Source organism: Mycobacterium sp. IS-1590 (assembly GCF_001500025.1).
Taxonomy (GTDB): domain Bacteria; phylum Actinomycetota; class Actinomycetes; order Mycobacteriales; family Mycobacteriaceae; genus Mycobacterium.
Window position 1 is genome coordinate 357,340 of sequence record NZ_LQIW01000034.1, and the last position, 19,718, is coordinate 377,057.

Genomic DNA, 19,718 nt, shown 5'->3' on the forward strand with positions numbered 1-19,718 from the left:
AGCGGCCGTAAATTGCACGGTCATATTCATCAGAACGGATTCACTCCCTTTGCCCACGTCTTGTCCCAGTCGCCGCGGATGCCCGTGGCCTCAAAATCGCCGAGGTCGGTGTTCGCGAATGGATTGTCGAGGTAGCGCACCTCGTCGTACCGCGATCCGCGCGGGTCGACACGTACGAGCGCCAACCGATAGCGCGGGGCCGCGTTCTTTCCGACCATCACCTCGTTGTGCGTGACGAAGAAGTCTTTCGCCCCGTCGAGTCGGGCCTTCACCTCGATGCGGTACGTATCACCACCCGGCGCGGTCGACAAGATGTCGAATCCCTTGTTGTTGTAGGCCTGTTCGGCGGGATTACGCCCGAGTTCACGCTCCCGTGCCATCACCAACTCGACGCCGCGACGCTCCACCTCTTTGGTTTCCTTCGCGTGGATCGGCGCGTCGGCAGGCAGGTCACCTTCCAGCATCGACACCGGAAGCACCAGCGCCGCCGTGACAATACGCGGCGGCTTCGTCGACATCAGCGCCTGCTTGTCCAGCACCTCCAACCGCCTATGCAACCGCGCATCGAGGTCGACGGCCTTGCGGTTGAGGCTCTCGGCCGACTCCTTCGGCTTCTCGCCGGCCTGCTCCTTCTCGGCGGCCACGGCCGCGTCCAACAGCAGCCGGTCCCGTTCGCTCTCAAGGCGTTTCGTGACGAGTTCCCGCGTCTTCGCCAGTTCAGCGGCCCGACGCGGCTGAACTTCTGCGAGGTACTCCGGCAGCTGTGACGTGATGAACCAGCTGATGGTGCGGTCTTCGGCTTCGCTGAGCCACGGGAGTTGGCGCGCTGCCGCGACGGCGGCTGTCTCCGGTGCCGCGACACAGTCGAGATACGGGGCCGGTCCGCCCGGTGTGACGGTGCCGAATTCGTCGACGTACGCGTAGCCGAACCGTCGCGACACCGCGGCGCCGGTAGCGTCGGCGACCTCCTCGACGACGCCCACCAACAGGTGCGGCTTCTCGAGCGTCGACGATACGAGAACCGTCCCGCTGTTGAGTGTGCCACCGAACCGGTGGATCGCCTCGTCCATGACGGCGTCGTGCAGCGGGTGGCCGGGTGCGAGAAGGTCCGCGCGGGCCGTGTCGTCCGAATGGACATGCTCCAGGTCGAAGCTCACGCGATCGTACTTGGTGGCGATCGGTTGATACTTGCTCGCCCTCAGTTGTGCTGGGACGTTGGCGATCTCATACCGGCCCCGTTCGCGTTTGGCGATCCGGCCTCCCAGACGGGTGAATGCGGCCTTGAACGCCAGCTCGATGTAGTGCGGTTGCAGGCGCCGGGCCCGCGCTTCGTCCATCGCGGCACGCAACTTGGCGAGATCGGCGTCGGCCAGGTTGTCCGAGGCAAGTGCACGTTCGTCGAGCAGCTCCTTGAGCCCCTCGGAGACCTTGTGATCAATCACTTCGTGCATCTTGGCCTTGACATCGTCGCGCTCGCCGTACCGGATCGCATCGAGCAGCAGGTCGCGAAGCGGTGTTTCACTGAACGCCTCGCCCAGGACATCGAAGACCTTGCCGCCGTAGGCCTTTCGCTGTTCCTCGATCTTGGTCAGCAGGCGTACAAAGACCTCGCCCTCGCGGGTGTTGCTGGCGACGATGTTCCACAGACGGCACACCTCTTCCTGCCCGATCCGGTGGATACGGCCGAAGCGCTGCTCGATGCGGTTGGGATTCCACGGCAGGTCGTAGTTCACCATCAGGTGGGCGGCCTGCAGGTTCAGTCCCTCGCCGGCCGCGTCGGTGGCCAGCAGGATCTGGCAGTCGCGGTTCTTGGTGAACTCCTCGGTGATCATCCGGCGCTCACCGCGGCGGACGCCCCCGTGAATCGAGCGCACGGCGTTGGGTTTGCCAAGCAGCGAACGGATCCGGCCGGCCAGGTACTCCAAGGTGTCGCGATGCTCGGTGAAGATGATGAGCTTGCGTGGCCACCCGTTTGCGTCGACCGTGAGCGCCTCGTCCTGCAGGATCTTGCTCAGCTCGGCCCACTTGCGGTCGGTGCCCGAATCGCGGACCTGTTTGGCCACCGTGGTGAGCTCGGCCAAGTCGAGGAGTTCCGCGTCGAGTTCCTCGACGGTCTGCGCCGCCGTCGCCGCGTCCAGCAACTCTTCTTCGAGTTCCTCGAGCTCCTCGGAGTTGTAGTCGTCGGCATCGATCCCGTCGATGTCGACCGTGGGCTCCTTGTCGCGGTAGGTGCCGTTGAGGATCTCCTGCTTCTTACGTTCGAGCCGGTCGGTGCGGCGCACCAGGCTCTTGTAGATCGCCTCGGGGCTCGACGCGAGACGGCGCTGCAGAACAGTGAGGGCGAAGCCGACGGTGTTCTTGCGCTTGCCGCCGACCCGATCGGCCCGGTTCATGCCTTCGCGGACGTAGGCGGTCACCTGCTCGTAGAGGTTGTACTCCAGCTCGGTGAGCTCATAAGGCACCGTCTCGGCGATCCGCTCGGGGAAGAGCTTCTTGCCCTCGAAGGTGAGCAGATCCTCCTTGACCATGCGCCGCATGATGCCGCTGGTGTCGGCGGTCTTCGTCCTCTTGCCTTCGAACCGGTCGCGATCGAGCAACGTGAGGAAGAGCTGGAAGTCCTCTTCCTTGCCGGAGTGCGGCGTGGCCGTCATCAACAACAGGTGACGGGTGATACGGCCCAGGAGCTCGCCGAGTTGGAAGCGTTTGGTCTTTTCGAGCTTGCCGCCGAAGTAGTGGGCGCCCATCCGGTGGGCCTCATCGACGATGACGAGGTCCCACTCCGTCTCCCTCAACTGAGCTTGCAGCTCCTCGTTGCGAGACAGCTGATCCATGCGCGCGATCAACAGTGGGTTCGTCTCGAAGACGTTGAGGTTGACGTTGGCATCGATGAGCTGATTGGTCAGCAGGTCGAAGCGCAGGCCGAACTTGAAGTACAGCTCGTCCTGCCACTGCTCGACGAGGCCGCCGGGGGCGACGACCAAACACTGCCGGACGTCATCGCGCAAGATCAGCTCTTTGATGTACAGGCCGGCCATGATCGTTTTGCCGGCACCCGGGTCATCGGCCAGGAGGAAACGCAACGGCGTGCGGGGGAGAAGCTCGCCGTAGACGGCGCGGATCTGATGGGGGAGCGGACGCACATCGCTGGTGGCGACGGCGAGCATCGGGTCGAACAGTCCGGCAAGTGTTATTCGCTGGGCCTCGGCGACGAGCTTGAAGTCGGAGGCGTTGGCGTCGAACGCGCGGCTGCCGGTCTGCGCGACAGTGAGCTTGTCCTGGTCTTTGCGGAACACGACCTGCTGGCCCAGTGCTCCGTCGGTGGTCTTATACGTCAGCTCTAGAGCATCGGTGCCGTGCCACTGGGCAAAGATCACCGTGATCACCTGGGCTGGGATCAACCCGTCGATACGCAGGCCAGGCTTCAACTCTTCCAGCAGCACTGTTTGTCCTCCCCGGTAGATAGCCGACCAACGCTAATAGACGGCTCCGACAATAGGCGGGCGAACCCGTGTGCCGTGGCGAGGCTCCGCTAATCTTCCGTGTAATCGATTGACCACCGGGACCCATGAACAAACACGAACAGCCGTCCACGTCGGCGATTGGCGATGAAGTACGACGCTGGGTGGACACCGCCAAGTCGCTGACGGTGGCTCGCCACGAGATTGTTAGCGAGTCCGCCAAGCAGGCGGCAGCACTGCGAGCCCGCACTGTGAAGGCGCGGCGAGACGACCGCGATTTGTGGCACGTCATCCCGCTGCGCCCCGACGATCAGGCGCTCATTCAGGGTATGGCAAGGGCTGCCCACCTCTCGCCAATTCACCCGGACGTACAACGAGAGCTTGACCGGCTCACCACCGAGGTCGCTGCGGCGACGGCGGACTTGCGAAAGGTCACGGGATTCGGCCGCCTGCTGCTGTTCGGCGGAACACGAGACAAGGCCAACCAGGCAGCGCAGTTCCTCAACGACTACCACCGGTGGTTTCGCACCAGCGGTATCGGCCGGGCTATCGAGAGCGCCAGGCCGGTAGACGATCAACGGATTCACGCACTGACCGTCCGCGACGCACTGGCCGACTGGGTGGGTTTCAAGCAGCAGCTCCCCGAGGATGGCAAATCCGCGGTCCTTGAAGACTCGAGGTCATTCGCGATACTGCCGAACGCGACGGGCATCATTCGGCGAGCGGCGGCCATAGAGTCCAGGATGCGCAAGGCCGCATTCGACGCCGGCAACAACGTCCGAAACAAAGAGACCGACCGGATGCTGGCCGACATGTCAGTCGAACGGCTCCGGGAAGCCACCCGCGACAAAATCCGCGTCGGCGCTCTGGTGGACAACGGCATCACCAATGTACTCGCAGTCTTGACTAACGAGCACCGCCTCCAAACTCTGGGCGGTATCGGGGAAACCTCTGCGACCCGGATCCGCGCGGCGGCGCGAACACTGCGGCAGAACACGTTCGACGAGATACCGATGCGCATCGATATCAAGAACCGCACTCCCGAGCACACCGAGTTTCTGCGCCGCCTCCGGGCCTGGGACGCCGCACGTCGCGCCTGCGCTTCGTCTGCCGACATGGCCATCGTTGAAGAACTGGCGCCAGTTGCTGCGGCAATCGACAAGACGGTCACCCACGCAATCGTCATCCCGACCGCCCTGTCGACCGTCGAGGACTTTCGGGACGCCATACAGATCGTCGCCCGGTCGGCTCGTGCGGTCGCGGATGCCGAAGACGCGGCAGCAAGCGGCGACCCATGGGAGGACTTTCTCACTCGCCCCGCGGACTACTTCGCGCTGCTCGCCGAACTGGGATTCATCACCGAAGACGACGAGAAGACCCACGGTGATCTACCGACTGAAATCATTGACGCCGTTCGCGATTTCGAACTGAAGGGCGACTATCTCACCGCGTCGCTGCGCGGCTACCAGAGCTTCGCCGCACGATTCGCCTTGGTTCAGCGGAAAGTGATCATCGGTGACGAGATGGGCCTGGGTAAGACCGTCGAAGCCATCGCCGCCCTTGCCCACCTCCGCGCCAAAGGCGAGCAGAACTTTCTCGTCGTGTGCCCCGCGGCTGTGGTGACAAACTGGGTCCGCGAAGTCAATGACAAATCGAAGCTGACCGCCCATCGGTTACATGGGCCCGACCGGCGGTGGGCGGCCAAGAACTGGGAACGCAACGGCGGCGTGGCCGTCACGACCTTCGAGACCCTGCCCTGGCTCACCAACAACATCGCGATACCAACGCTTGGCTGCGTTGTGGTAGACGAAGCTCACTACATCAAGAATCCCGATGCACTTCGCACACAGAGAACGTCGCGGCTCATCGATTCCTGCGAGCGGGCGGTTCTCCTCACCGGCACACCGCTGGAGAATCGCCTCGATGAGTTCCGCAATCTCGTCGGGTATCTCCGTCCGGATCTGATACTCGACGCAAATGAATTCGCGCCGAAGAAGTTTCGGCGCCAGGTGGCGCCTGCGTACCTCCGCCGCAACCAAGAAGATGTCCTCACAGAACTCCCCGAACTCGTCGAGGTCGATGAATGGATGCCGATGTCTGCCGCGGACGCATCCGCATACCGCGCCGCGGTAGAACGACGCAACTTCATGGCGATGCGACAAGCCGGTATGAGGCAGGGCCTCAAATCCACGAAGATGCAGCGCCTTGTGGAGATCGTCGACGAGGCAGAGGCCAACGGACGTCGCGTCGTGGTCTTCTCGCACTTCCTCGACGTCCTCAGCGACATCGCACGACATATGCCCGGCAGAGTATTTGGCCCGCTCACCGGTTCAGTCGTCGCTAGCCAGCGCCAGGTCATGGTCGACGACTTCTCCGCAGCCAAGAAGGGCGCCGTCCTGGTCGCTCAAATCGTCGCTGGCGGCGTGGGTTTGAATATACAAGCGGCGTCGGTCGTCGTGATCTGTGAACCGCAACTCAAACCCACCACCGAATGGCAAGCGATCGCCCGAGCGCACCGCATGGGCCAACTAGAATCGGTCCAAGTGCATCGGCTCTTGTCTGATGAGGGTGTCGATCAAAGGCTCCGTGAGATCCTCGCGACCAAGAAGGAGCTGTTCGAGAGCTTCGCGCGCGAAAGCGAAACTGCTGCAAGCGCTCCGGAAGCCTACGACGTCACCGAAGCCGAACTCGCTCGCGACATCATTGCCGCCGAGCGTGAACGCCTGTTCGGGCAAGGCGCACCGCCGACACCGGCGGCGGGGTCAACACCAGGCGCGACGAAGGTCGACGCAAGCACAACCGTTTCGGAGCAGCCACCTCGCGATCCTGCGTCAGGCGTAACGGCACCCGCGACACGAGCACCTGCCACCGATTCGCCGCCAGCGCCCCGTATCCCCGCGGCTCGGCCCCGGTTGCCACGCCGGGAGGCCGCCCATTCTGCGGAGAGCACCGTCGCAGACCGGCCGAGGCGCGTGGCTTCTCAACAGCAAGCGTCACACGTGTCTTCGAGTGCTGTGTCACGGGTGACCAGTCCCACACCACCGACGCTGAAGGCTTACCCTGTCTTTTCCGAAGCCCTCTCACCGATCTCGCAGACGCCGCCCGACCGCATCATCGACAACGTCGTTCGCATCGTTGGTGTCGAAGGTCCTGTCACCGGCTGGCGGATACATCAGGTGTACAAGAGGTGCGCCTCGAGTCGAGAGTCTCATGACGAGTTCTCTCGTCTGCTCAATCGCGCTATCTCGGCTGCTGAGCGCCACCAGCGGATCGTTTCGGAGAATCCGTTCGGCCAGACCGGTAACAAGCCAAGGACTTTCAGGCTCCCGAGTCAGTCCTCAGCAGTCGCACGCGAACTCGGTCCGCGAACGATCGATATCGTGCCTCCAACTGAGGTGCTCCAGTACTGCCGGAACGTGTCGGCTGGCCAAACGTTGTCCGAGAACGACCTCATCGAACGGGTGGACAGGCTGCTGCGTACTAGGCAGGTAGCAACTGAGCTACGGAAGGCCATCGTCGCTGCTCAGCGTTTGGATCTGGCGGAGCGGCGGTAGTGGTGCGGTCCGCGTGAAACATCGGCGCATGGCTCAACCAGCTCGGGGTTCTTGCCAGAGATGCGGCGGTCGACAATGCCTCTTCGATAAGCGGTGAGGCGGCCTTTTGCTGATGAACACCTCAAGGCCCGCTGCCTCACACACGACTCCGACCGTTGATTCTAGAGGCTGAGCTGCGACTTATCGGGATCGGCAATCCGTTCGCCGGTCAGAGCCTCAGAGGGGGTGGAATTCTAGAACTAATGTGACAACGCTCCGTCAGCGGTCGAAACCGCCTCGTAGTGAGCGTCTTTCGGGGGAAGGCGGCACCACATCAATACGTCACGGTGACGAAATACTTTTGTGCTCGCCGAGAAGCCACTAAATCGTCGGGCCGTCGTGGGGCCGGCGCTGGACAAGCAACACGAAATCACCTAGCGTCCAACACGATCATTCAACGCCACGCGCGAAGCGCAGCCAAGATCTGAAGGCCACCAACTCACGGGCCACTATCTGGGGGCGGAGCCGCGTGTAAAAGGGAGCTAAGTCGTGACGAGGAAAAGACGCGACAAAACGGGCCGAGAAGGCTGGGACCAAGACCTCTGTACCGAATGCAAGACTCGTGAGGAAAGGCGAGAGCGTTCGTGCACAAAGAGCCATGTGCCCACAAAGGCTCTTCGCGGCGAGGAGCGAAAGATGGTGCTACCCACGTGGTTCTCAGAATTTCCAATGGGCGGCCCTCGCCGCAAGTGAAATGGATTTTCTTCGGTGAGTAAAGAGAAGACCTGGTCATCGAGCCGGCTCCGGCATCGACATTCCGCTCGTTATCTATACCCGACGCCTTCCATGCTTTCGATCTGTTCGCTCCCAGGCTGGGGTCGCTCGTCACTTCTTCGAAAGCCAATGCGCGGCATTACGAGAGCAACTCAATCCGTCGTAGTGCCGAGGACGACTCGTAGCGAGTGTCTTTCGAAATGCCGCGACACCGCATCAATTCGTCACAGTGACGAAAGACTGGTGTGCTCGCCGGGGAAGTCGGGGCCCGGCGATGCCGGCCGGACTGACTGTCGAGGCCCCGAAGCGGCTTGATCCACGGGTCGCTGACGCGTCGCTAACGGGTTGATCGCACGCACCTGGTGCATGGACATCAGCCCGTTAAGACCAGCGGGCGGAGCGTGCGGCTTGAACGGGGCGGCTCCGGCCAGCGGACCGACCGAGCAATGTCTGCGCATCGACATCCGGCCTGGTTATCAGAACGCCGATAAGCCACACTATGTCAAGTTGGATGTCAGACCATAGTGCCAGACTCTCCCTATCGAGGCAGGCAGTTCGGGCAGCAGGACCGCCAGTTCGGGCTGGGTCAATTCGTTGTAGGACATGTGCTCTCACCTCGCTGGAAGCTTTGCCCGCCACAGGGTCGGCGGTTTTAGAAGATGTGGATGCCTTCTCGGTTAGGGCGAAGTGATCCGTACGCGGGGGTCAAAGGAAGGTGCAGCGCGTCGACTATTCCGGGTTCGGCTTCGCATACCCAGGGGATCGCGTTGAGGGCTCGCATGCCGGTGGCCAGCAGTCCCTGATTGCTGGTGTTTTCGTCGGCATTGAAGCCGACCTGGAATTCGCAGTCGATGCTCGGCTCACCTTCCATGATCACGCGCCAGATGCCGTCGGTATCGCCGGCGCGGCCCTTGGGCCAGTCGGGAGCGATGTCGTCGGCCATGCGGTCGACGTGCTCGATGGTCACCACTTCCTGGCCATCTTTAATGCCGATGCAGCGCGACCACACCGCACCCGCGGTGCCCGGCTCGATGATTCCCGACGCCGTCTCAAGGCGACGCGGTGAGGGGGCGAACTCGCAGGATTCGCGGATCTCATCGAACTCGATACCCAACGCGTCAGCGACCATGGTCACTGCCGCGCCCCACCCGATGGTGATGGCTCCGGGGATGCGCAACCCCCCTTGATAATCCAAAGGCTTTCCCAACCCGAACAATTCGTGCATATCGAAAGCGACCGGGTACTCGGAGTAGTTGGTGATCTCTAGGCCGCGGATGGAGTACACGGTGTGCGACATCGAGGCCAGCGCAATGGGTAGCAGGTCGCAGCCGAAGCCCGGTTCGATGCCGGAGGAAAACAGCGAAGCGTTGCCCGCTTTTCCAGCCTCCACGATCGGTGCGGTGTAGCGCGGCGAGAGCGACCCGCGTTCATAGACCAGACCCGGAATCGACGTGGTCACGATGTTCTTGCCCGCCCGCAGGATCTTGCAGTAGTCGTCGCGCGCCTCTTTGGGCCGTGAGGTGCCCGGTCCGACGTAGATCACCGCGTCAGCGTCCGAAGCCAATAGCGCATCGGCGTCGTTGGTCGCCAGCACACCGATCGGTTCCATGCCGGCAAGGGTGCCGGCGTCTTGGCCGACCTTCGACGGTGAGTGCACCCACACGCCGACCAGTTCCAGATTCGGCCGATCCATGATGGTGCGGATGGCGTAGCCACCGATCGTTCCGGTGGCCCAGACGATGACCTTGTAGGTCTTCCCGTTGGACAGAGGATCTGTCACAGTCCGCTCCTTTGCGCTGGTCGGCATCGACCACAAAACCATAAACGGTTAATGTTTTGTTCGCAAGGTCGCAGTACGGGCGTATCTGGGTGAAGTGTGATGATGTTGAGTCATGAAGGCACCGGCAGCGCCGACTCGCCCGTCGCATGGAAGTCAGCCTCGAGCCGAACGTACGCGCGCGAGCATCCTCGAGGAAGCGGTCGCACATATTCTCGAAGCGGGTCTGGCCGGCGCGAACGTCAAGGCGATCGCACAACGCGCGGGCGTCACCTGGGGGGTGGTGCAATATCACTTCGGTGATCGCGAGGGTCTGCTGGCTGCGGTCGTGGACAAAGGCTTCGACGAGCTGGCCACGGCGCTGGCCGTTTCCCCCAGCGGCCGATCCGGGGACGTTCGGGATCGGGTGCGTGACGTCGTTGAGACCGCTTGGTCGGCGATGTCGAGCCCGACGTCGCGCGCGGCAATCGAGATCCTGATCGGCACCCGCGCCACACCGGGATCAGCTGCCCGAAAGCAGCTCTCGCGCTTGGCATCAACCTTCGCCGAGCTCGCTCAGTCGATCACCGACGACCTCGACGCCACCCAATCCAAAGCCATCGGCGACCTCCTGCTGACCAACATCCGCGGCCTAGTCACCACCCAGCTCATCATGCCTCGACAGATCGACACTGCCACCGAGCGCCGAATGCTCATCGACGTGCTCAGCACCTACATCGACACAACCGCAAAACCAGGGATCTGACCCCAACGCAACGTCTACTACCCACGCCGGACACCCACCATCACCCCCGATAACTGATCCGAGAGCCAACCCAATTTGCGCTGTCCCAGTTCTAAGAAAAGAGAGGCCTCGATTTCACGCTCCCCTGCTCTATAACCCCTCGAATCCGCCATCTTTGAGGGGAACCTACAAATAGACCGCAATGACTGACTGGCCCAGTTCCCTGACCTCTTCCTACTGAGATCTGACTTGCTCACCCAGCGGACGAGTGCCACTACGGAAAGGACAATCGACGGAGACAAAGCGGGGCCCCACCGTCTCACTGAAGTTGGCATCCTCGCAGCTCGGTGATGACAACAAGAATGAGACCGGACACTAAGCCTGCGGTGTCGACACTCAAGGTGACGACTGTTTGGTTCGTTCGAAGGGATGACGGCGCTGATCTCATAGATCGAGAACGACGCGTAGGGCCGCATCAACGCGGCGCATTTCGTCGAAACTGAGGACTCCGACGCTCTTACCGAGTCGGCTTGGAGCAACCGCCGCGGTCTGCTCGGCAAGTACCCGGGTGTTCACGCCGGCGATTTCAACCTCGGGTCGTAAGCTGGCGGCACGAGCCGACGTGGACGTCGGTGCGACCAGCCAGGTCGACAACGGCACGTGATCCGACTGGATTACTACGGCGTATCGGGAACCAGACTGCTCGTGGCCACGACTCCCCCACGGGGCGTGTAACCGAAAGACCTCACCACGCACGCAGCGTCTCCATGTCGCGCAACACCTGCTTGGCCTCAGTGCGGTCGGACTCGTCTTCGGCAAGCCTTTCCGCCTCGGCGCGAATCGTCGCTTTGGCCTTTCGGCGTGCGGCATCGATGAGAGCAGATCGAACGGCTGCGGACACAGCCGTGCCATCTCTCGTTAAAACTTCCAGCGCCTTAGCGGTCTCGTCGTCCGGCCGGAAGGTAATTGTGTCAGCCACAGCAACAGCGTACGACGTTTTGTAAGACAATCGCTGGTTCCGGGTGTACCACCGCCGTCGCGAAGGCTCATACCTGCATCGGCTCGAGCAATCCGCGCTTCCGCAGATCATCCGCCCAAGGTCCAGCGGCCGTGCTGATGTTGCGACTGAAGATCGACCAACGTTCTTGATGGCCGAAGCAATCGTGTAGCCGTGTCACGTATTCCGTCAGCGTGTCGATATCATCAATTGCAGCCAGGTACCGGCAGGTCTTGTCATATTCGATGAGCAGGTTGTTGTCGACTGCGTATCGCACCAATTGTTCTGTGGTGCTTATCCGTTCCATCTCAACCAGTACCAAGTCAAAGCCGTCGCAGAGCGCGTCGGCGAACTGCCGCATGTCGGTGCGACGGTCGAACCGCACCTCGTATGGCAGATCGGGCACTAAGCGCTCCCAACGACGTTGCAGCAGTGAACCTTTGAGGGTATGTCGCACTCGCTCGTATCCAGGACATGCGGCGTCGACCTCGACTGATCCGATACCGACATTGACGAAGAACCCGTGCCACGACATCGTGCCGTTGTGCCAGTCGGGCTGAAGGTCGATCATGTCGTATAGCGGTCCCCGCTCCCGCTTGAAACTGCAGTCCGATATGCCAAAGCCGCGTGCACGTAGGAACGGTCCGACATCGGCGGAGATTACCGCCTCGTAGGTCCGCTGCAATGAATCGTTGACTGCCCCCTCGCCCATGACTCAAGGCTAAGGCGGCGGCACCATCCTTCAGCGCACCAATTTTGGCGCTAGCAAGGCAGGCGCGACCATGCCCGACGCTGAGTGCGAAAACCACCTTGCGCGTTAATGTGGTAGCGGTGAGATCCAGGGGCCACCAAGGAGTGGGACTTGATGCCGAATTCGACTACATCATCGTGGGAGCGGGCAGCGCAGGCTGCCTGCTCGCCAATCGGCTCAGCGCCAACCCCGATCATCGTGTGCTCCTGATCGAGGCCGGCGGCAAAGACAACTGGTTTTGGATCAAGGTGCCGGTCGGTTATCTGTACACGATTGCCAACCCCCGCACCGACTGGTGCTTCACCACCGAACCCGACGCAGGCCTGGCTGGCCGCAGCATCATCTACGCGCGCGGCCGCGTGATCGGCGGTTGCTCGTCGATCAACGCCATGATTCACATGCGCGGGCAAGCAAGCGATTTCGAGTTGTGGGCGCAAGCCACCGGAGACGAGCGCTGGCTTTGGGGCGGCCCAGATCGTCCAGGCGAGACACTGGCGATCTACAAAGAGTTGGAAAACTACTTCGGTGGAGCCGACGACTGGCACGGCGCTACCGGCGAGATCCGGGTCGAGCGGCCACGTGTGCGCTGGAAGATTCTCGACGCCTGGCAGGCCGCCGCGGCCGAATTGGGTATCGAGCCGATCGACGAGTTCAACCGCGGAGACAACTCCGGCAGCGCGTATTTCCATGTCAACCAACGGCGGGGCAAGCGCTGGTCGATGGCCGATGCGTTCCTCCACCCCGTCGCCCACCGACAAAATCTCACCGTCTACACGCAGACACAGGCTCTCCACCTGCTGATGGACGATCAGGTCCGCGAGGATCAGCGTCGTGGCGCCTGGACCACGGCCCGGCACCGCGTTACGGGCGTGCGTCTGCTCAAAGACGGCCAGGTCGTCGACGTTCGAGCCCGCCGGGAGGTGATCCTGAGCGCCGGTGCCATCGGCTCGCCTCATCTGATGCAAGTCTCGGGGTTGGGTCCGGCCGCGTTGCTCACCCAGCATCACGTGCCGGTGGTCGTTGATCTGCCAGGGGCCGGCGGAAACCTCCAGGACCATCTGCAGCTCCGAACGGTCTACCGCATTCGGGGCGCGCGAACCGTCAACACGCTGTACCGGAATTGGATCACCCGGGCGGGCATGGGAATTCAGTACCTGCTGCTGCGATCAGGGCCGATGACGATGCCACCGTCCACGTTGGGGGCTTTCGCCAAGAGCGACCCCGCGCTGGCCAGCTCGGATATGGAGTGGCATGTGCAGCCGTTGTCGTTGCCGAAATTCGGGGAACCCCTGCACCCCTTCGGCGCCATCACTCCCTCGGTCTGTAACCTGCGACCCACCTCGCGGGGCCACGTGCGTCTGGTCGATGCAGATCCGCTGACCCACCCGAAGATCAGCTGCAACTACCTGTCCACTGATGCTGACTGTGAAGTCGCCGTGCGCGGCCTTCGGATGACCAGGAAGATCATGGCCGCCCCTCCTCTAGCCCGCTACTGTCCGGAAGAAATGCTTCCCGGCTCGCAACTGGTGAGCGACGAGGATTTGCTGCAGGCGGCCCGTGAACTGGGCACCACGATCTTCCACCCGGTGGGCACGTGTGCAATGGGTGCCTTCGATTCGCACGGTCTCCCCCGGTCGGCAAACACGGTGCTCGACACCGACTTTCGCGTGCTTCGCGTCGCCGGCCTTCGGGTAGCTGACGCCTCTGCCATGCCCACCATCACTTCCGGCAACACCAACGCGCCGGTCATGTTGATCGCAGAGCGCGCAGCGCGGGCGATCTTGGGATAAGTCGGTCGCACTGCTCGTAGCGCGGCAGAACCACGGTGTTTCAGGCAGATCTCGGACAGCCATTCCCCCGATGTCCGCGGAACGAGCATCTGCTCGAGACCGTCAGTCCTCTTCGTCGTCGTCACGGTGTGCGGCTTCGATCACCTCGGGTGGTGCCGGCTTCTGCAACCAGGCGCGAATCCGCAACAATCCGCCGGCGACAGCCCCGATCGCGAATACCGTAACCGCGATCCAAACCGCAGTGGACATGGATCCATTCTCCGCCCATGGCCGGCGACGTCAACGACCCGGTCACGACGCTCATCGAATACGTCTCGTTCGCAGTCGAACCCAACCGGCGATCCTCAGCGTGGAAACCTACTGACCAGGCGCCAGACGGCGAGGCTGTCATCTCGCTGACCTCCGACACCGCGGTGTCGTTCTGGCTGCCGATCTTCAGCCGTCCCGATGTCGTGGCCGCAGAGCTCGTTGCGCCACCGACTTGTCGTCAGTAAATGCCCAGAAAACTCACAGGCGTCTGCTAGCTTCGCGGAGTGCTACTTCGCCGGCGACACGAGCGGAGCCGGAAGGCCTTCGCCGCAACCGTAATCGCTACCCTGACCGTCTTTGCGGGGGCCGCCTGCGGCGGCGGCGGGGCAGAGCCCGATGCGTCCCCGGCAGCAACGGCCGACGAATCATCGGCGGCTCCACAAGCTGAGGCGAATCCAGAAGATCAACAGACTCAACCGATCGTCAAAGACGACGACGGCGATGGCCAGCCTGAGATCACGGGCGGCGTCTACGGAGATCCTGCGGCCGCCCTCCACTTTTGGGAGGAACAGACCGAAAGCGACTGCGGGTTGATGGCCACCCGCATGGTGGTCGGCGAGATCACCGGGTCGGCGCCCACCGAACGCGAGATCATCGACCTTGCGGCGAAGACTCCGAGCAACTGTGACCCGGGGGAACCGGTGTATGACGAGAGCATCGATCCCAGTGACGGGGGTGTCGGCCATGGCACCTGCACGACCGATCTGCTGCTCCTGCTCAAGCACTACGGAATCAAAGCCGACTACACGAATGACGACACGGCCGCCAAGGGTGGACTCGCCACCGGAATGGACGCGTTGGCGGACTATCTGGGTGACGGACGGCAAGCGATCGTGTGCGTGAACTCCAACACCATCTGGGATGGCGACGGCGACCGGACGGGATGCGGTCACCTCGTCACCGTCGCCGCTATCGATTACGACAACGACGCCGTCTATCTCGGCGACAGCGGCGGCGACGATACCAAGGGTGAGCACGTGACCACCGACGTGTTCGAATCCGCCTGGGCGGCCGGGGAACACGAACTCGTGGTCACAGCACCGCGATGATGATCGACTGTGGCACAGTCGATCAGAGGACACTCAGGCATACGGCGCCTACCACCCCGCCGACCACGACCATGGCGGCGGTGGCATAGGTGGTGCGCCAACCGAAGCTGCGCGCGACCATGGCGATACCCGGCAAGCTCGCAGCCGGCAAAGTGATCAGTAGAGCGCCCAGCACACCGGATGAAACCCCGAGTAATGCGAGTCCTTGAAGGATCGGTATCTCCCCTGCAGTCGGGATGACGATGAGAGTTCCGATCACCGCTGCCATGACGACGACGAGCACCGTCTGATGCGTAGGTTCTGTCAGCTGAAGAAGCCAGCCGCGACCGGCTCCGACCGCCAGTACGAGGATGAGGTACTCGGGAATGAGCACGACGCTGAGACGAAACAGCGCTCTGACAAACCGGACTGCCGCGGATCCCTCGTCGCTGTCCCCCTGCATCGCGGCGGCCTCGGATTCAGGCGGTAGCGCTTCTTGATCCCGCCGTGCGATCCGCGCCACCAGTGCCGATCCCCCGACCACCACTCCCACACCGACAACCAGGCGGGTTGCCGTCCACTGCCAAGGCGCAACACACACGAGGAACACCAGCACGGCCGGGTTCAACAGCGGATTGCCCAACCAGTACGCCACTGCGGCCGCCCTGTGGACACCCGAACGTTGCAGCGTCACCGCGACGGGGGCCGAGCAGCACGCGCACATCATCGACGGCATGCTGGCCACTCCGCCAGCCGCAGCGCTTGAGAATGTATGTCCTCGGTTCAGCAGGTGCGGCAGCGATCTCCGCGGCATGAATGCCTGAACGCAGGCGCTGAGCACGAGTGCGACCACAAGCGCGGGCCAGATGGCGGTGACATACGTATGGAAGAACGTCGTCGCCGCATGCCAGCTCGGAGCGTCGCCCGCCGTCACACCGCCGACGCGAAGGATGTTCGAACCAGGCCAGTGATGCGTTCGCGCCGCATCCAACGCCTTGTCGACGTACGGCACCCACTTCGCCCATGTCAGTCCCCCGACGCCGACAACCGCGGTGATGAGAAGCCCGGCTACGGCGGTTCGCCGAGTCTCCTCACGGAGCGAGGCGGTGTTGGAAGCAACCACAACCTCTACCAGTAGCCGCTGCGCCGGCAGTCGAACCCTCGCAGGCGAGGCAGGAAGCCCTCGACCAGTACTGGATAAATCGCGGGAGCGTCATGCGTTCCACCACACGGGCAGGTAATCCGCCATGTCACCGGTACGACCTTGCGAGGAGAAAGCCGTGAGCGTGGAGAGCATCTCGGATTTGGGTACGACGAACGTCGACGAGTTGGTTCCGTCGAGGTACGCGGTGCGCGTCGGCGACATCGAAGTGCTGGTGATCAGCGATGGGGTGCTGCCGATCACGGCAAGGACGATGGCGACCAATGCCGATCCGACGGAGTTCGGGAGCTGGCTCGACGAGCGGTTTCTACCGCGAGACGTGCTCGACTGGCCCCTGAACGTGGTCGTGGTCCGCACCGCCGATCGCACCATCCTGGTCGACGCCGGGCTCGGTGTGGAGTTCCCGGACTTTCCGCGGGCCGGGCAGACTGTCCATCGTTTGGAGGCCGCCGGGATCGATCCTTCGGCGGTGACCGACGTGGTGCTCACCCACCTTCACATGGACCACGTGGGCGGACTCCTCACGACGGGACTGAAGGAACGGCTGCGGTCTGACCTGCGGGTCCACGTCGCTGCCGCCGAGGCCGAGTTCTGGGAGGCGCCCGATTTCTCCCATACCGACATGCCGGCCCCGGTTCCAGATGCGCTTCGCTCGATCGCCTCGCGGTTCCTGGATGAATACCGCGGTCACATGCGGACATTCGAATCCGAGTACGAACTCGCTCCGGGAGTGCTCATCACGCGCACGGGAGGTCACACCCCGGGTCACGCCATCGTCCGACTCGACTCAGGCGGTGACCGGTTGACGTTCGCCGGTGACGCCATCTTCGCCCCCGGATTCGACAACCCAGAGTGGCACAACGGATTCGAGCACGATCCAGAGGAGTCGGCGCGCGTGCGGATCGAGCTCCTGCGGGAGCTGGCCGCGACCGGTGAGTCCATGGTGGCGACCCATCTGCCGTTCCCGTCGGTCTGCCGGGTGGCGACCGCGGGCGACGTCTTCCGGTGCGTGCCGACCGCATGGGATTACTGACCGGCGCGCCCGCTGGTGCTGATGACCCGCGCCACGCGGCTGGGGTGCATCAGCCTCGTGCCCGGGTCGACACCCTGCAGCACCCTGAGGAACGTTTCAGTCAGCACCATGTCCGTCGACGCGGCAGCCATATAGGCGGTGGTGTAGCTATTGAAAGCCCGCTGCGGCCAGGACTTCCATCCGCTCGCCGGGGTGAAGCCGAAGTCGTTGAGCCGGTTGGCCCACCAGAGCGGCGCCAGCCGCCGTGCGACGTCGTTGAAGTACGCTCGGGCCCGCGGTTCACCGTTGACGGCAAGCGTTTGTCGAAGGCTGCGAGCCTGCATCAGCGCCGAGGTCATGCCTTGGCCGTACATCGGGTTCAAGCTGCACACCGCGTCGCCAATCACCAACAGGCCCTGGGGAAATGAGGGCAGCTTGTCATAGCGTCGCCACACGCTGGTCGGGAACTGGCGATGGTGTGTCTCCCCCAGTGGCTCGGCGTCCCTGAGCGCGGCACTGATTTGCGGCGGCACGCATTCGGCCACGGCGGCCAAGACCTCCGGCAGTTCGGTGGGGAGCTGGTGTCCCGCAACACCTATCAGCGTCATGATCATCGTGTCGTTCTCGTGGGTGAGCATTCCGACGCCGGTGGGGCGCTGCAGTGTCGGGCTGACGAAGACAACCTTGTCGCCCAGGGTCGCCGGCGCGATGCGAAACACCTGGCTGACGTAGCTGAGGTGCACGCGATACGAGCGCTCGAGGGGGCGTGTGAAGCCGTGTGCCGCAAGGAAGGCCGGTGTACGTGCCGAGCGTCCCGTCGCGTCGACGACGAGATCGGCGGGCAACGTCGAGCGCCGCGTGCCGGTGCGGTCACTGATGCGAACACCGCTCACGGCGCCGTCGCTCAACACCGGCTCGACGACGTCGTGACCATCCAGCACCGTGACGTTGGGCAGCGCGTGGACCCGTTCGCGGACAACCGATTCCAACAGTGGTCGGCTGGCAGGCTGGACCGGCATGGCATCGGGGTCGGCCAATGCTCCCGTCCGACACAGCGCATGCCCGCGGACCTCGATGTACACCGCCGACAGGTTGTGCGTGTCGAGGCGCGGTGCGCCCGCCGCTCTCAACTCCGCTATGGCACCGGGATACATCTGCTCGAGGATCGTCAAACCCGCGCTGGTCATCATGTGCAGGTGGTGGCCCTGGGGCACGCCCGCACGATGCGACACATCGCCGGGCAGCTCGTCGCGTTCCACGACGGTGACCGAGTCGTAGGCGTCCGCGAGCACTTTCGCGGCGAGCAGGCCGCCCATGCTCGCTCCGCACACCACCGCTGCTTGCGTCGCCATCGCGCCCTTCCCTGACCGGCTGCCACCACCGTCGCACACGGGGCAGCTCCGAGTGCGGTTTCATCCGCGACGCTCCGGGACAGGCGAATAACGCACCCCTGCACACTCAGACCACTGGAGCACCGTCAGCGCCGCTGTCTGTAGCGTGGCGACCGTGAATTCCTCGCGTATGTCCGGTCCCGTCGGGCTGATCGCCTGCACCGCATCGATGGTCTTGGCCCTCGCCGCGTGCGGCTCCGACACGGAAGCTTCATCGACCACCACGACCTCCTCGACGAGCACATCCTCTCTGGCCGACGAGTTCCTCCCCCCACCCGTCGAGACGGGCGATCCCGCCAGCGCGATGTGCCCGACGGCGCCGCCGCAGGCCGGCGGCACACCGGAGTGGACGCTCAACGGCGACACCGGAAGCGTCTCCGTCACCGGGTCGACCGACGCGACGGCACCGCTGATCAACGTGCAACCGCCGTTCAGCGTGTCCGAGACGCAGGTACACACACTCAAGCCCGGTGACGGCCCGGTCGTGTCCGACACGGCCACGGTCTTCGTCTGCTACATGGGGGTCAACGGACGCGACGGCTCCGTCTTCGACAACAGCTATGAGCGCGGCATGCCGGTCGATTTCCCGCTCGATGGAGTCGTGCCGGGCTTCCAGAAAGCCATCGCCGGGCAGAAGGTTGGCTCCACGGTCGCCGTGGCTATGACCTCTGCCGACGGCTACCCCGAAGGCCAGCCCGCGGCCGGAATCCAGGCCGGTGACTCACTGATCTTCGCGATCAAGATCCTCGACGCCTCGAGCTGACCCGAGTGGGTCAGCCGCCGCCGGTGACAGGGTTCATCGACAGCGTGATGAAGGCGCCGTTCTTCCACACGCCCCAGCGGCCGCCCCAGCCCGAGTGCCACACGACCGGCTCGCCGAGCCAGAACTCGGCGGGCTTGCGCGGTGCCCACGCCGGAACGGGCTCCCCGGCCATCGGCCTCGCCGGCGGCGGGGCCATGCCCGGCGCGGGTGGGGGCGGAGGTATCTCAGCGGCCAGGGCCGGCGGCGGAG

General features: G+C 63.5%; 16 protein-coding genes. 7 read left to right on the forward strand and 9 right to left on the reverse strand.

Annotated features, from left to right (window positions below; all coding sequences use genetic code 11):
• Window positions 1-29 precede the first annotated feature (29 nt).
• Entirely contained in the window at window positions 30-3,440 is a 3,411-nt protein-coding gene (locus tag AU197_RS19325; protein ID WP_064404441.1) for a helicase-related protein, read from the reverse strand.
• A gap of 125 nt (window positions 3,441-3,565) precedes the next feature.
• Here AU197_RS19325 and AU197_RS19330 point away from each other — a divergent pair, with 125 nt between their 5' ends.
• Window positions 3,566-7,012, forward strand: a complete 3,447-nt coding sequence (locus AU197_RS19330; protein ID WP_064404444.1) for a DEAD/DEAH box helicase — start codon at window positions 3,566-3,568, stop codon at window positions 7,010-7,012.
• A gap of 1,405 nt (window positions 7,013-8,417) precedes the next feature.
• Here AU197_RS19330 and AU197_RS19335 read toward each other — a convergent pair.
• Entirely contained in the window at window positions 8,418-9,545 is a 1,128-nt protein-coding gene (locus tag AU197_RS19335; RefSeq protein WP_064404445.1) for an NAD(P)H-dependent amine dehydrogenase family protein, read from the reverse strand.
• 112 nt (window positions 9,546-9,657) lie between these two features.
• Between AU197_RS19335 and AU197_RS19340 the strand changes: the two genes are divergently transcribed.
• Entirely contained in the window at window positions 9,658-10,287 is a 630-nt protein-coding gene (locus AU197_RS19340; protein WP_064404446.1) for a TetR/AcrR family transcriptional regulator, read from the forward strand.
• 423 nt (window positions 10,288-10,710) lie between these two features.
• Here the strand turns inward: AU197_RS19340 and AU197_RS26100 are convergent, their stop codons facing one another.
• The 3 genes from AU197_RS26100 to AU197_RS19350 form a co-directional block, all read right to left on the reverse strand.
• A complete protein-coding gene (locus AU197_RS26100; RefSeq protein WP_082696741.1) occupies window positions 10,711-11,022 on the reverse strand; it encodes a type II toxin-antitoxin system PemK/MazF family toxin in 312 nt (103 codons plus the stop codon).
• Window positions 11,012-11,245 carry a hypothetical protein gene (locus AU197_RS19345; protein ID WP_064404448.1) on the reverse strand — a complete coding sequence of 78 codons (234 nt, stop codon included), beginning with the start codon at window positions 11,243-11,245 and terminating at the stop codon, window positions 11,012-11,014. Before AU197_RS19345 ends, AU197_RS26100 begins: the two co-directional genes overlap by 11 nt.
• 67 nt (window positions 11,246-11,312) lie before the next feature.
• Window positions 11,313-11,975: a DUF4304 domain-containing protein gene (locus tag AU197_RS19350; protein WP_064404450.1), complete on the reverse strand. Its 663-nt coding sequence runs from the start codon at window positions 11,973-11,975 to the stop codon at window positions 11,313-11,315.
• A gap of 143 nt (window positions 11,976-12,118) precedes the next feature.
• Between AU197_RS19350 and AU197_RS19355 the strand changes: the two genes are divergently transcribed.
• Window positions 12,119-13,804: a GMC family oxidoreductase gene (locus AU197_RS19355; protein ID WP_064404452.1), complete on the forward strand. Its 1,686-nt coding sequence runs from the start codon at window positions 12,119-12,121 to the stop codon at window positions 13,802-13,804.
• A gap of 102 nt (window positions 13,805-13,906) precedes the next feature.
• Here AU197_RS19355 and AU197_RS26505 read toward each other — a convergent pair whose 3' ends face one another.
• A complete protein-coding gene (locus AU197_RS26505) occupies window positions 13,907-14,053 on the reverse strand; it encodes a hypothetical protein (protein ID WP_197415593.1) in 147 nt (48 codons plus the stop codon).
• A gap of 17 nt (window positions 14,054-14,070) precedes the next feature.
• Here AU197_RS26505 and AU197_RS19360 point away from each other — a divergent pair, with 17 nt between their 5' ends.
• Together AU197_RS19360 and AU197_RS19365 are read left to right on the forward strand one after the other, a co-directional pair.
• The gene (locus AU197_RS19360; RefSeq protein ID WP_064404454.1) at window positions 14,071-14,298 is read left to right on the forward strand and encodes a hypothetical protein; all 228 of its coding nucleotides are present in this window, start codon (window positions 14,071-14,073) and stop codon (window positions 14,296-14,298) included.
• A 348-nt stretch (window positions 14,299-14,646) separates the two neighbouring features.
• A complete protein-coding gene (locus tag AU197_RS19365; RefSeq protein WP_064404456.1) occupies window positions 14,647-15,162 on the forward strand; it encodes a cysteine peptidase family C39 domain-containing protein in 516 nt (171 codons plus the stop codon).
• 22 nt (window positions 15,163-15,184) lie between these two features.
• Here the strand turns inward: AU197_RS19365 and AU197_RS19370 are convergent, their stop codons facing one another.
• On the reverse strand, window positions 15,185-16,264 hold the full coding sequence (locus AU197_RS19370) for a permease (protein ID WP_064404458.1): 1,080 nt from the start codon (window positions 16,262-16,264) through the stop codon (window positions 15,185-15,187).
• A gap of 157 nt (window positions 16,265-16,421) precedes the next feature.
• Here AU197_RS19370 and AU197_RS19375 point away from each other — a divergent pair, with 157 nt between their 5' ends.
• Complete coding sequence (locus tag AU197_RS19375) at window positions 16,422-17,336, forward strand: MBL fold metallo-hydrolase (protein ID WP_064404460.1); 915 nt, start codon at window positions 16,422-16,424, stop codon at window positions 17,334-17,336.
• Here AU197_RS19375 and AU197_RS19380 read toward each other — a convergent pair.
• Window positions 17,330-18,667: an FAD-dependent oxidoreductase gene (locus AU197_RS19380; RefSeq protein WP_082696743.1), complete on the reverse strand. Its 1,338-nt coding sequence runs from the start codon at window positions 18,665-18,667 to the stop codon at window positions 17,330-17,332. The genes AU197_RS19375 and AU197_RS19380 overlap by 7 nt on opposite strands.
• A 154-nt stretch (window positions 18,668-18,821) precedes the next feature.
• On the opposite strand from AU197_RS19380, the gene AU197_RS19385 reads away from it, so the two are divergent.
• On the forward strand, window positions 18,822-19,469 hold the full coding sequence (locus AU197_RS19385; RefSeq protein ID WP_197415594.1) for an FKBP-type peptidyl-prolyl cis-trans isomerase: 648 nt from the start codon (window positions 18,822-18,824) through the stop codon (window positions 19,467-19,469).
• A 10-nt stretch (window positions 19,470-19,479) separates the two neighbouring features.
• Here AU197_RS19385 and AU197_RS19390 read toward each other — a convergent pair whose 3' ends face one another.
• Window positions 19,480-19,704, reverse strand: coding sequence for a hypothetical protein (locus AU197_RS19390; protein WP_353612133.1), 225 nt, complete (start codon window positions 19,702-19,704; stop codon window positions 19,480-19,482).
• Window positions 19,705-19,718 lie beyond the last annotated feature (14 nt).